The sequence below is a fragment of the Asticcacaulis sp. MM231 genome (assembly GCF_964186625.1).
Taxonomy (GTDB): domain Bacteria; phylum Pseudomonadota; class Alphaproteobacteria; order Caulobacterales; family Caulobacteraceae; genus Asticcacaulis.
Genome location: NZ_OZ075109.1, coordinates 524,861 through 537,758, shown reverse-complemented (window position 1 = coordinate 537,758; position 12,898 = coordinate 524,861). Strand labels below are relative to the sequence as shown.

The following is a 12,898-nucleotide window of genomic DNA, read 5'->3' as shown; positions in this document are numbered from 1 at the left end:
ATGAAACTCTCACACCCCTTTTTCCAACTCCCTGTCCTGTTTGACGTGGCGCGCCTGCAGGCTGAAGTCGCGGCCTTGCCGGCAGAGGCCTGGGTGCCCCACCCGGACAATGTACCGGGCAACAGCGCGGCGCGGCTGATTAGCGCCGGCGGCGAGGAGACAGATTCCGTCTACGGCCAGATGCGCGCCACCCAATGGCTTGAGGCCATGCCCTATATGCGCCAGGTTCTGGCCGGGTTTGGTGTGGTGTGGAGCCGTTCACGGCTGATGCGCCTGGCGCCTGGCGCGGGCGTGCCCGAACATGCCGATATCAACTACCACTGGCATACGCGCGTGCGGGTGCATATCCCGGTTTTTACGCAAAGCGAGATCCGTTTTCACTGTGATGGTCAATCGGTGCACATGGATACGGGCGAGGCCTGGATCTTCGATAACTGGCGGCGGCACCATGTGGAAAATAAAGCAACGGCCGATCGCATCCACCTTGTGGCCGATACCACCGGCACGGCGGCTTTCTGGCAGTTTGCCTGCGGGCAACAGCCGCCGCGCGCGCAATGGCCGACGGTTGCGTGGCGACAAGGCTTTACGCCGCAACTGCTTACCGAAGGCGATCAACGAACGCCGATTATGCCGCCTGCCGAAGTGCAGTGGCTGATCGATGACCTGTGCGCCGAACTGACGGTGGCCCATGATACGCCTGACAGCAGGGCGCGCGCAGGGCAGTTCAGCCGGCTGCTGGAGAGTTTTGTGCAGGATTGGCGTCAGCTCTGCGCTCTACATGGTATCAGCGGCCAAGGGCGAGCTGAATTCCTACGGCTGGCCACCGCCGTGCATAAGGCCGCGATGCCGCTTGCCGCGAACCTTGTCATGCGCAGCAATGCGGCAAATGCGCTGTTGGTGCTGGAAAAGCGCGTGCTGCAACATCTGGTCTCAGAGGATCTGAAGTCTGCGCACTCGCAACAGGCGTAAGGCGTTTCTAAGTCTTGGCGCGCCCAAAGCGCTAGGCTGCCTATCCGCTAAACCTGATGTGGACGACCATTCGGCCGACACGCCCGACCCTGCCGATCCCTTAGAGGCGAAAGCTTTTAATGATGCAATTACGCAGGCGTGGAGCAATGCGGCCACGCAAGCGCGACAGGCCGATAGTGGCCGCTTGCAGGAAGGCCTGGCGAAGTCGGACGGTGTCCTTGATATGTACAGGTCTTTTAACGCGCCGGAGGCGGCGATGCAGATCTATCAATCCGACTTTGGCGCGGCGTTTATGGAGCCGTCGCCACAGGGGTTCGGGCGCAGTTATCTGGGATATTGGGAGACGCGGAACCTGCGCATGGTGTCCAACATCCGAGATGTGCTTGGTCAATATCCGGGCACCCGCCTGCTGGCGATCGTGGGGGCATCGCACAAAGGCTATTATGAAGCCTATCTCAATCAGATGCATGACGTGAATTTGGTCGATGCCATAGCTGTGCTCAAATGAGCGGCATCTAAAAGTTGGACATTATGCGGCTTTACGCCAATGCGGCAGGGCGTAACTTGACCCGGTTAAAGGCCGTTAGGGCAAAGCGCTGGCGGCCGTGAAGGTGACGAAGTCCGGAGGCATTGTGTTCATGCTGGCGGATATTGCAGCTTGAGAGCTTGCCAAGCACGTCGCTAGAAGTGATCGCCGCGGATCTGTGACGTTCCGAAATTCAGGTAGCTTTTTGCCAGCAAGGCGCTCCCGAGTTGTGCACCCTCAAATGCATTGAGGTTCAAATGGAAGGTGCCAAAAGCATTCACTGACGGTCCTTCTGTATTCAAAGTACACTGCATGGGACGCAATCATACGCGCTTTAAGAGAGTATTTACCATAAAAAACGATGTTCACTTAGTGCGTATCTTAAAGCGACTCATCTGCAACCTTATGTCTAAAAGGGGAAGATAGCCGTTTTTTCGTTACTATTCATTATGATAGGGGTAAGTGAATGAAACTATCTGACATCAAGATCGGCTATAAAATTCTGGCGATCATCGCCGTCTTTGGCGCATCCAGTATCGGTATGACTCTGTGGCAGAACGCGACGACAGCAAAGGCTCAGCAGAGTTACGAGCGCATTGTCGGCAATTATGATGTGGCACTGGTTTCCGCGGCGCGGATGCGGCAAAATCTCTTTGCAATGCAGGCATCAGCCTACGGCCTTGCGTTTCAAACCTGTCCGAATCCGAGTTGTGATAACTTCGTTAAGCTGGAAAAGTTATCGGAAGCGCGTTTTGCGGAACGCTATAAAGGCGTCATCGATGCAGTGCCTGAATATGAAGCCGATTTCGCGCCCCTGAAAGCACGCTTCGATAAAATCGCCGATCTCATTCGTGACCAGGGCGTACCTGCAGGTCTGCGTAATGATCAGGAGGCGCTGCGGCCGATATTTGCAGAAACGGATTCCCTGATTGAAGCCCTCTCGACAGACATTGGCGCCAAGGTTGATGAAAAACAAAAAATCCATACAAAGGCGGCAAGCGACCTAAAGGCCGATATTGCGGCTCAGGCACGCAACAGTCTGATCATTTCGGTGTTAATTACGGCCGTGATCACGGTTTTGGCGGCCTTGCTCGCCTTCGGCGACATCGCCAAGATGCTGGGACGACTGACAAGCCAGATGCAGGCCATAGCCAACGGGCGGCTTGATCAGCAAATCGATGGCCAGACACGTGGCGACGAAATCGGCATCATGGCCAAGACCCTGGGCGTCTTCAAGGATGGCTTGCAGGAAGCCGAGCGCCTGCGCAGTCAGACCGCTGAGCAACGCGAACAGGCCGAAGCGCAACGAAAGACGGCCATGCTGGACCTCGCCGACCAGTTCGAGCGTTCGGTCGGCGGTATCGTCACCCTGGTGTCTTCGGCGGCGACAGAAATGCAGGCCGCTGCCGCGCAACTGACCTCGACGGCGCAGGAAGCCTCGGCTCAATCGGTCGCCGTGTCAGCGGCGGCGGAAGAGGCGGGCACCAATGTGACCTCGGTGGCCGGATCTGCGGAGGAGCTTGGCGCCTCGGTGTCTGAGATCGGACGCCAGGTCGAGACATCAGCGCAGATATCCGCATCGGCCGTCGACGAGGCTCGCCAGGCCATGCAGGTGGTGTCTGAACTCAATGAGGTCGCCAGCAGCATCACCGGCGTGGTCGACATGATTTCGGGACTGGCCAGCCAGACCAATCTTCTGGCCCTGAACGCCACGATTGAATTGGCACGCGCCGGGGAGGCGGGCAAGGGCTTTGCGGTAGTTGCGTCTGAAGTGAAGGCTCTGGCCGGACAGACGGCCAAGGCAACGACGGAGATTTCGGCCAAGATAGAGCAGATCCAGGAAGCAACCGTGCGGGCTGTTGGTGTTATCCAGGGGATTACCAATACGATTTAGGAGATTAACAGCACATCAACCGCGATCGCCTCGGCCGTGGAACAACAAAACTCGGCGACGCAGGAAATCGTGCAGGCCGTGAATCAGGCTTCTGCGGGCACGAGCGAAGTCACCGCGAACATTACAGGCGTCGCCCAGGCTGCTGAACAGACGGGGGCGGCGGCGTCTCAGGTTCTAAGCTCGTCGAACGAGCTCGCCCAACAGTCCGAAAAGCTGCGCTATGAGATGGATTCGTTCCTCGCTACGGTAAGAGCGGCTTAATGAAGCGGCGGGCCAGTCAATCTGGCCCGCCGAACTTTCGATATTTCCCTTAAGCCCGGAAGCCATCGAAAGGCCCGATCCGATAGGATTGAAGCGCGTCAGGAGCAATTGGTGCCCTTGATATTGGAACTTGATCGACTTGAATGTGCTTTGAGCTCCGTCGATCATGAGACTGTACGGAACTTGTTATCCGATATCAACTCATTGAGAGCTCTGGTCCACAATTGTCAGGGCATGTTCCCAAAGGGACATTGACCGGACTTAGATTTATTAGGCGTTTGGACATTTAGGGGAAAGAGCGTGATGCTTTTCCGATTGATCTACACAAGCCGTTATGTGAGGGGGCATCGGGGGCCGCTCAGTGATTTCCGAGGTATCCTGAAATCTTCCAGGCGTTATAATTATAGCCATCACATAACCGGATGTCTGTTTTTTGACAAAAGCAGTTTTCTACAAATTCTTGAAGGCAGTGCGCTCGCGCTTGATACGCTGTTAGAACGCATTCAGGGGGATGTAAGGCACATAGATTTTAAGGTCCTTATGCGTTCGAAAGTTGCTAGGCGCCATTTTGGGGTTTGGGCCATGGGCGGTGCGGTGCGTTCCGCGGCGCACGATGAGATATTTGCTAAATACGGTATTTCCGATGATTTTCCTGACAACCTACCTGAAGACGCGATTGTTACCTTTTGCGAGGAAATTTTAAATCTCGAGGAAAAGCGCCCGGTGTCTCGCGTTCTCATCGGATAGACTGTAGGGACACTAAGGTCACTACCGAATTGAAAGCCGTAAGGCCCGACAATAACCCTCAGTTGAGTGAATGGTCCGACACGCTTGACACTTGTCACACCTGCGCCTGCTTGACGTGCGCCCGCAAGGATAGCAGATAGCTTCTTGCCTCAGTCGGGCGATCCAGTATCTCAGGCGTGCGTAGATTTATAGTGGGTTGCGTTCGGGACAGGATCAGAAGCTCGTTGCCTTCCCAGCCATTCTCAGGACGTAACAGAACACTGTGGAACCCGAGGTGGCTCATTTCATCGGACAAGGCAAAGCCATCGATGGCCACGCTTCCTTCATTGACGAGATTGTAGGCCAGATTGAGCATTAAAACACCTGAGCCGGTGCAAGCTTTCATAACGCTGACCAACCAGTCTGACCGGGTAAAGCCCGGCACGGTTCCATTCCCCGTACAGGCATCAACAACGATTGCGTCATAGGTCACACCGCAGCGATGCGGAAAGGTCAGGCCATCTTCCGTGAACCAGCGCACGCTCGGATCGAGATCGAAGTAGCGCTTTGCTATAGTCTCCGCCATAGGGTCGATATCTACGACCGTCACACTATGTCCCTTTCGGGCCAGCATCGTGGCCAGGCTTCCGCCGCCGCCACCGAGCATAAGCACACTTTTTCGGTCGCGCAGGAGCAGTTTCAAGGCGTTGACATAACCGAAGAGGCTGGTGCCCGTGACATCGACGAGCGTTTGTAGGCCCCCTCCCATCGAATAAGAGCGTGCACCGTCGCACAAACGTTCTATTATACGAACCTTGCCAAAGGGGCCGTCATAGAGAGCCAATTGCTTCATCTACCATCCGCCTTAAAGATCGTTGTCCATAGGAAAATCCGCACGATTGACCGTTGATTGTCTGGCGTGTGTCAGACCTTGAAAGGAAATCGTGGCCAAAAAGCCGGCCGCGATCCAAAATATCGCCCCACCTATGCCGCGGTAAAGCGCGACGCCAACAATGCCCCCGCCAAGGAAAGCTAGGATGGTTTCAAAATGCAGTTGTAGGCGGGCGCGGACAGCTGCCAATTCGGAGGGCAGACCGCGCCGGAACGCTGAGTTTATCAGCAGCCCGATCTCGATACCAATGTCGGTAGCCATTCCGGAGACATGAGCCGTGCGCACGTGTGCTTCAGAAATGCGTGTGACCACCGCGTTTTGCACGCCCATATGACACGCAAGCCCGAGCACCACGAAAGGTTTGCGCGGGCCTGAATCGAGCCACTCCTGCAAATAGCCCAGGATGGCCATACCGCAGGCTTCAACGAGGATGACCAGAGCGTATATGCCGGCGACCGCCGCGAGGGTGCATGCAAGCCTTCGATCAATGGCAAAGTTTCTTGCGTTGCCCTGTTGAACTAACATCGACGTCTTGTGCTTTCCATTCCCATCACGCTTTCCGAACAAACTCCGTTCGCAGTATTAGCCCCTTAACCTTGTCAGCATTGCACTCAATTTCAGCTTCATCGTAGGTCAAACGGACATTCTTGATCAGCGTCCCGCGCTTAAGGGTGACGCCTCCGGAGCCTTTCACTTTCAGGTCCTTGATCAGGGTTACGCTATCGCCATTGTTCAGGCGCGTGCCGTTAGCATCCTTCACAACCAGATCGTCATCATCATTCGCCATTGGAATGTACTTCCAAAAATACAGCGCGTGTCGTCATCCACCGCTAGTTTCATGAAACGGCCCATGAACGCTTGCGTGTTGTCGTTCGTCAGGCCAAGGTCAGTGTTCACAATGCACGAATTGCATGTTTAAATGCAATAAAATAGCGGTATATTCATGTTTAAAACATGAGGCATCGGGTTTAAAATGAGAAATTTCCATCATGATGACATCTGCCCAATTGAGAGCGGCGCGCGCTTTGCTTGGCATAGATCAAAAAGCACTAGCCGAGCTCGCCGACGTGTCGATAGCGACCGTCCAGCGCATGGAAATGAGTGACGGCAATGTTCGCGGCGTCGTCGATACCTTGACCAAGGTGGTCGACGCACTGGACAGGTCCGGCGTGGAACTGATCGGCGAACTCTACGCCGGCGTACCTGGCGGCAGAGGTGTGCGTCTTAAAGGCCACGCCCACCCGCCCAGAGCTTAGGTTTGAGGGCGGAAGGGGGCTTTGACGCCGCGCGAGGGAAGGGCGCTTGGCCTTGTTCGTTGGGGCCATGACAGTTTACGCCTTCATGCAGGTGATGAACGTTAGGAGTGGTCAAGAGACGGGGTAGCGCCCGAGGACGGTGTCCCCCGGAGCGGTGTTAACTGGCAAGTTGCCATTCGTGAGAGCATTCTTGATCGAGCGTTGAAACTCCGGGTGGACCTTCATAGGGCCTCGTTCTTTATGAACTGCGGGTGGCTATGGTCAGTCAGCCGGAAAGTTCGCCGCGTAGACAGCGTAAAGTCTCGCGAGGCTATCGTGCTGACTGCCATCCATTCGGCGCGAACGTCATTTCGAGTTATCGTCAGGCGTGCAAAGCCATTGTGACGATCATCCGCCGCGACAACCTCGTCACTCTGGGCAGCCAATGCGCCTGTCAATTCAAAGTCTGGAAACCAGGGATCGGGCCAGTGGGTGGGGGAAGTAATGGCGGTGACGCCGATTTCAACCCCGACCGGTTGGCCATTTTGGTCAGAAAGATGATTGGCCCAGGCACAGTGACTGTCACCGGACACGACGATCAACCTGGCCTTCGCCTTGTTGACCATCTCAAAGAGCCGCTCGCGTTCGGCCGGATAACCATCCCAGGCGTCAAGATTGTAGGGCAGGGGGTTAGACTTTGTGAACAGGTCGAGTTGTGAGTTTAGCCCCGCCTTCTCATCAGGCGCCAGAGCTGCCAGGGTGCTGTTGACGCGCTCAAGTCCAAAGACCTTATAATAGTTGGGACTGTTGACTCGCGCCATGATCACCTGACTGCCAAGGAGTTGCCAGCGCACGCCCGCCTGTACGGATGAGGCCAGACAGGCGGCGAGCCAGTCGCGCTGCTCAGCGCCCATGAGTTCGCGGCGGGGATCATTTAGCCGGTTACGGAAGGCTTCAATGTCAGGTGCTCCATCTTGGGTCGGCATGTCGTTTGCGTAGTCGAGTTGTCGTGAACGGGCGAGCAATCTGGTTTCAAGCAGGGTGAGTTCGACCAGATGGCCGAAACGAAAGCTACGGTATATGGCTTCGCTCAGGTGGCCTGGGGCAGGGTCACGGATTGGCATCCATTCGCGCCAGGCTCGGATGGCGCATGTTTTGCGCGTGGTCCAGTCACCATCGCCCTGGTCTGGGTTGTGGTTTTCGGCCCCGTCGGTCCAGGGATTGTTGGCGACTTCATGATCGTCAAATACACATATCCAGGCCGCCCGCGCATGGGCTGCCTGAAGCTCGCTTTCCGTCCGACACTGCGCATGACGGCGTCTGTAATCATCAAGTGAGATGATTTCGTGAGGTGGATCGGGGATGCGTCCGAGCCTGATCCCATTGTCCATGCCAAAGGCATCTGGATCAGCACCATATTCGTAAATGTAGTCGCCCAGAAAGACGACGACATCCAGCTCATCCAGATCGGCAATGGCGCGGTAGGCGTTGAAGTAGCCGTTTGGGTACATTGCGCAGGATGCCGCAACAAGTACGAGACGATCCGTATGCGAGGGCAAGGTTTTTGTCCGGCCGGTCGGCGACACGGCGGCCTCGGCCCGGAACCGATAAAAATACGAGGTGCCGGGGCGCAGGCCAGTCACATCTATCTTTACAGTGTGGTCGCGGGTGCTGTCGGCAACGAACCGGCCTCGGGCCGTGTTTTTTTTGAAGGCCTCGTCCTCGGCCACCTCCCATTCCCCTTCGACAGGGGCGGTTGTTCCGGAAATCCGCGTCCAGATGATGACGCGGTCGGTGAGAGGATCGCCTGAGGCTACGCCATGAGCAAAATGAACCTGGGCGCGTTCCTCGGCGGCCATCGCTACCAGCGGCATTCCCGCGCCTGCCATCGCCAACATACCTCGGCGGGTGATCGAAGCGCCTGTGGCCGGTCTGTCAGATTCGGACATAGATTCGCTTTCTGTCCATGATGAACGCCACCAGCCAGCAGACCTGGGCAAAGGCCAGGGCGAACAGCAGGGATGCCCATTTGCCAGGCAGCCAACGAAAGCCGGCCTCAAATATCCACAGGAAGAGGGGATGAGCGCCAACCTGAATCGTCCATGCAAGCGCCATCAGGAGTTCAGCCAGGATATAGATGGCCAGCGCGTTCTTACCGAAGATTTCAAAATAGGCGGATAGCCACCGAACTTTCCAGACGTCGACTAGCAGGATCAGGGCAGCGAGGACGACCAAATCGAGTCCCGTCGCGCATAGAACATAGGTGCTGGTCCAGAGCTTCTTGTTGATGGGCACCCATCCGTTGAGTGCCAGCGAAAGCACGATGAGTGCCAGACCTGCGCTGAAGAGAAGGGGGAGGGGCGTGCGGCCCTCGGGGCGCTTGCGCACATAGAGTACCGCCAGGTAGCCGGCCAGCACATTGACGACGGCAGGCAAGGTGCCTAGCAGCCCTTCCGGATCGTAAGGTATGCCTTCGCCACGATAGAGATGGGAGGCGCCAAGAACGAAGGTATCCAGTTTCAAGGCAAGGTTACCGGCGAGGGTGTTGTCACCGAAGACTGCGTTCAGCCAGACATTGCCGATCAGCGCTGCGGCGATATAAATGACCGCACCACGGGTGCCCGAGACATGAACTATGAGCGTGGCCAGGGCATAGGCGAGCGATATCCGTTGCAGAACGCCCATGATCCGGAGTTGTGACAAGCTCACCCAGTGAACCGCTCCGTCTTGAAAGGTAAAGAAGGGAAAATTCGAGACCACGAGGCCGCACAGAAACATAATTCCGGTGCGCACGGCAACCTTGCGCAGGAGTACAGTGCGTCCTTGTGTCTCATACCGCTCCAGGGTGAATCCCAGCGCGTTACCCATAACAAAAAGGAAGGTTGGAAACACGGCATCCGTCAAGGTGAAGCCGTTCCACGTCGAATGCAGGAGTTGGGAAAAGGACAATGTGTCACTTATCGACATATTGACCACGATCATGAGCGCGAGGGTCAGCCCCCGCAGAACATCGACCGCCTGGAAGCGGTTGCTTGGCAGCGACATGGAACCTATCTTTCAGGTGCGGATGGCGGTGTTGACAGGGCATCCCTGACCAGCCGGTTCATGACGGCATATCCGGCAGCATTGGGATGGACACCGTCGGCGCCATACTCAGGCTTTAAGCCGCCGGTTTGGTCGGCCATGGGGGTGAAAAAGTTGATATAGCCCGCGCCCTGTTTTGCGGCGAAGGCCTTCAGCCACAGGTTCAGATCGGCAATGCGCGCTGCGGGTTTAATGTCAGGGGCCCACCAGTAATGGTCTGCGGGCAGGACAGAGGCCAAAATCACCCGGATTCCGTGGCTTCGCGCCAGTTCGGCCATAGACGCAATATTGTCTTCGATCATGGCATTGGTCGTGACGCCGGTATTGCCGGCGATGTCATTGGTCCCGGCCAGTATAATCACGGTTTCAGGCTGGAGGGCGATCACATCCTGGCGGAAGCGGAGCAGCATTTGTTGCGTTGTCTGCCCGCTGATACCGCGATTGATATGTGTGGGCTCGGCAAACTGGTTCTGATGGTCCTGATCCCAGAATTCGGTAATCGAATCCCCCATGAAAACCACACTATGCGGAATAGGGCCGCGGGCGATCAGATCGGCGTCCCTTTGACGAAAGGCGTGCAGGTTTGCCCAATCGGTGTCTTCGCTTCCGGCCCAGGCCTCCGGCGTGGCGATAAGGCCAAGGCCAAGGAAGATGCCGCAAACAATGTGTTTGGATTTTAACATGACGCCGCTTTCTAAGGATTGGTGAGGCTGGAAGCTCGGCCACTGCGGCCGGTATGGGAGAAGGCCGCCACCGTAATCAGGCCTTTCTCAGTGATCGGGCCTGTGACGTGCGGGCTCGTTGTATCCGGCAGGCGCCCATCTGTCGTATAGCGCAGCGTCAGGCCCGGGAGCTGCGTATTGACGAGAATCCGAGCGCCATCACGGCGTAGCCCGGGGGGCGGCAGACGGTAGGCCAGGTTGGGCATATCGGCATCCAGGCCTGGCAAGATTTGCTTGCCAACGCTATTGGCAAATGAAGACCAGTCAGCGGCGCGCAAGGCGTCTGCGGTTACCGGGTCGGCCGCACGCGCCCAAGCTGGCTCTGGGGCCCAGGCGCGTTCAGCCAGGGCCAGCAGCCTTGGCATCAGCATATAATCGATACGCTGCGGCTCGCGGATGGTTTCGGAAAAAAGGGTGGCCTCAAGTCCGGTGATGTTGGCGCGACCTGCCGCGCTGAGGGACGTTTGCGGCTCACTTCCGATGTTCGTCATGGCCATAGGATCGAATGTGTAGACATCTTTAAGATCGGTATAGGCCGCCCAGTTATGTCCCGGTTCTGCGGGATCGTAGCTGTAGGCCATGTCGAAGTAGAGGTTGGTCGCCGGGGCCAAAATTACCTGATAGCCTGTATTGGCCAGGCGGTAGGCCAGGTCTTGCGATCCTGCAAGATTATTCCAGACATAGAGCGTGACGTTACGATGCAGAAAGTGATCGCTGGTCGTCAGGCGAGATTGGCCACCGATCCGCTCTTTGCGTACGCCCAACTCTTCCCATCCGGCGGGCTCGATATGCTCGCTTTCAAGAATAGTGTCTACGCGGTCGTAGAAGTGGTTCCACACATCGGCGGTCGTATGCCCAGGAAGCTGGCTCATCGCTTTCTGAGCCGCAGGCGACCCTTCCCAGGCCCCGTCAGCCAGTTCATCTCCCCCCACGTGTAATACGCGTAAAGGCACGCCGGCGCGGCGATGAAGAGCGGCAACCTCGGCGACAACGATGGCAATGAACCTGTAGGTCGACTCAAGTCCTGGATCGAGCACATTGTCGGAATAGGCCTGCGCGGATTCATAAACCGAGAGGTCGGAGGGATCGCTGAGGAGAAAGTCAGCCGCATGCGGATCGCCTGACGCGCTGAGCCTGCGTGCCCGGACTTGCATGGCCCGAACGGCCGCGCGTGCATGCCCCGGCATTTCGATTTCCGGTATGACGTCAATATGGCGAGCCTTGGCATAAGCCAGGATGGCCACATAGTCGTCCGCCGTGTAGAACCCACTGCCATGACCATCGCTGATGTCAGGCCCGGATCCATAGGCCGGTGGCAACCTGTCAGACCCGTCGACGCTGTGTCCACGCCGCGCGCCCACCGTCGTCAGTTCCGGTAAACGCGGAATAGCAAGACGCCAGCCTTCGTCATCTGTCAGATGAAGATGCAGGCTATTGAGCTTATAGCGCGCCATCAGGTCGATAACATCAAAGACCTTCTCCTTGCTTTGGAAATTACGCGCCACATCCATCATAAGGCCGCGGTAAGGAAAGCGGGGGGCGTCCACGACGGTCACGGCCGGAACACGGAAGCCACCTGGCACCCTTTCGGCGCCGGCCAGAAGCTGGCGCAACGACTGCAGGCCAAAATAGACCCCGACGGGCGCGTTGCCGGTGACGACAATCCCTGAATGTGGGCTGATGGTCAGACGATAGGCTTCCGGAGATGTCTGGTCAGGAACCGTACCCAACTCGAGGCGAACGACCACCTCCCCCTTATCGTGTGGCAGGTCGTAACCGGCAAACAGGGTGCGTGCGAACGCGGCCGCCTGCGCCAGAAGGTGCGGTGCAAGAATTTGGGGCTTTGCTTTCAGGAGGACGCTTCCTGATGTGCGGTCGACGTGCAGGGGTGTTGGAAAGACGGGGGGCAGCGCGCTGAGAGGCACGTCGGTTATCGCGTCATTCTGGGCGTAAATGGCCTCAGGCGTGATCACCGAGCCACCTGTGGCAGACATCTGCGTGGTGGGCTCGATCGGCTCACGCTGATAGTCAAGAATAGCAAGGCCATCGGCAGGGTGGGCATCGAAGACGATGTAAGGTGCCGTAGGCGCCTTATCGCTCATGACCATGATTTCGGGGTGGTCAAGATATAGTCGGAGTGAGGCCCCCGGCGCTATCATGCCGACGGACTGGCTCTCGTGCAATGAGGGGCGAATACTATAGAGGGAACCCACGACATGTGTGATGGCGCCGCTATCGGTTTTTTCTGCCGTCTTCGCACCGGCAATGGAGGTGAAATAGATCGCCCAACCGGAAGCGGTTATGGGGACTTTGCCGGTATTGGTCAGGATGAAGGCCGCGCGCGTTGATGCAGGGCTGGTGGTGACGACACGCCATCGTAAAGCGAGGGAGGGCTGTGAAGTGGCGGCCGCGACATCCAAAGGTGCCATGATAAGCGCAGCGAACAGAAGCAGGGCAGTCAACGCGTTTTGAAGGCGGCATACATTCCGGGGCGCCATAATGGTCTTCTTTCTGGGTGTAACCGGACAGCGCAGACGGCGCTTATAAAACGTCTCCCCGACCGATGATCGGCCGGGGAGACACACGCAA

The 12,898-nt window shown here is 57.1% G+C and carries 12 protein-coding genes and 1 pseudogene; 6 read left to right on the top strand and 7 right to left on the bottom strand.

Annotated elements, in window-relative coordinates:
- The 5 genes and pseudogenes from ABQ278_RS19100 (at position 1) to ABQ278_RS19080 (ending at position 4,397) form a co-directional block, all read left to right on the top strand.
- The gene (locus ABQ278_RS19100; RefSeq protein ID WP_349322608.1) at positions 1-969 is read left to right on the top strand and encodes an aspartyl/asparaginyl beta-hydroxylase domain-containing protein; all 969 of its coding nucleotides are present in this window, start codon (positions 1-3) and stop codon (positions 967-969) included.
- Between the two features lie 58 nt (positions 970-1,027).
- Positions 1,028-1,477, top strand: a pseudogene (locus ABQ278_RS19095) (DUF5694 domain-containing protein); the annotation flags it as partial.
- Positions 1,478-1,961: 484 nt separating this feature from the next.
- Positions 1,962-3,389: a methyl-accepting chemotaxis protein gene (locus tag ABQ278_RS19090; RefSeq protein ID WP_349322607.1), complete on the top strand. Its 1,428-nt coding sequence runs from the start codon at positions 1,962-1,964 to the stop codon at positions 3,387-3,389.
- 36 nt (positions 3,390-3,425) lie between these two features.
- Positions 3,426-3,650 carry a methyl-accepting chemotaxis protein gene (locus ABQ278_RS19085; protein WP_349322606.1) on the top strand — a complete coding sequence of 75 codons (225 nt, stop codon included), beginning with the start codon at positions 3,426-3,428 and terminating at the stop codon, positions 3,648-3,650.
- A 303-nt stretch (positions 3,651-3,953) separates the two neighbouring features.
- A complete protein-coding gene (locus ABQ278_RS19080) occupies positions 3,954-4,397 on the top strand; it encodes a BLUF domain-containing protein (protein WP_349322668.1) in 444 nt (147 codons plus the stop codon).
- A gap of 94 nt (positions 4,398-4,491) precedes the next feature.
- Here the strand turns inward: ABQ278_RS19080 and ABQ278_RS19075 are convergent, their stop codons facing one another.
- Genes ABQ278_RS19075 through ABQ278_RS19065 form a run of 3 tightly spaced genes read right to left on the bottom strand, consistent with a single transcriptional unit; the run spans position 4,492 to position 6,055 of the window.
- Entirely contained in the window at positions 4,492-5,229 is a 738-nt protein-coding gene (locus ABQ278_RS19075) for a methyltransferase domain-containing protein (RefSeq protein ID WP_349322605.1), read from the bottom strand.
- Positions 5,230-5,241: 12 nt separating this feature from the next.
- Positions 5,242-5,793 (bottom strand): YoaK family protein, encoded by a 552-nt coding sequence (locus ABQ278_RS19070; protein WP_349322604.1) that lies wholly within the window; start codon positions 5,791-5,793, stop codon positions 5,242-5,244.
- 25 nt (positions 5,794-5,818) lie between these two features.
- Entirely contained in the window at positions 5,819-6,055 is a 237-nt protein-coding gene (locus ABQ278_RS19065; RefSeq protein ID WP_349322603.1) for an alkylphosphonate utilization protein, read from the bottom strand.
- Between the two features lie 202 nt (positions 6,056-6,257).
- Between ABQ278_RS19065 and ABQ278_RS19060 the strand changes: the two genes are divergently transcribed.
- Positions 6,258-6,524 (top strand): helix-turn-helix transcriptional regulator, encoded by a 267-nt coding sequence (locus ABQ278_RS19060; protein WP_349322602.1) that lies wholly within the window; start codon positions 6,258-6,260, stop codon positions 6,522-6,524.
- A gap of 221 nt (positions 6,525-6,745) precedes the next feature.
- Here the strand turns inward: ABQ278_RS19060 and ABQ278_RS19055 are convergent, their stop codons facing one another.
- The 4 genes from ABQ278_RS19055 to ABQ278_RS19040 form a co-directional block, all read right to left on the bottom strand.
- Positions 6,746-8,377: an alkaline phosphatase D family protein gene (locus ABQ278_RS19055; RefSeq protein WP_349322601.1), complete on the bottom strand. Its 1,632-nt coding sequence runs from the start codon at positions 8,375-8,377 to the stop codon at positions 6,746-6,748.
- Positions 8,378-8,438: 61 nt separating this feature from the next.
- Positions 8,439-9,548, bottom strand: a complete 1,110-nt coding sequence (locus tag ABQ278_RS19050; RefSeq protein ID WP_349322600.1) for a heparan-alpha-glucosaminide N-acetyltransferase domain-containing protein — start codon at positions 9,546-9,548, stop codon at positions 8,439-8,441.
- Between the two features lie 5 nt (positions 9,549-9,553).
- The gene (locus ABQ278_RS19045) at positions 9,554-10,270 is read right to left on the bottom strand and encodes an SGNH/GDSL hydrolase family protein (protein ID WP_349322599.1); all 717 of its coding nucleotides are present in this window, start codon (positions 10,268-10,270) and stop codon (positions 9,554-9,556) included.
- A gap of 11 nt (positions 10,271-10,281) precedes the next feature.
- Positions 10,282-12,807, bottom strand: coding sequence for a family 20 glycosylhydrolase (locus tag ABQ278_RS19040; protein WP_349322598.1), 2,526 nt, complete (start codon positions 12,805-12,807; stop codon positions 10,282-10,284).
- Positions 12,808-12,898 lie beyond the last annotated feature (91 nt).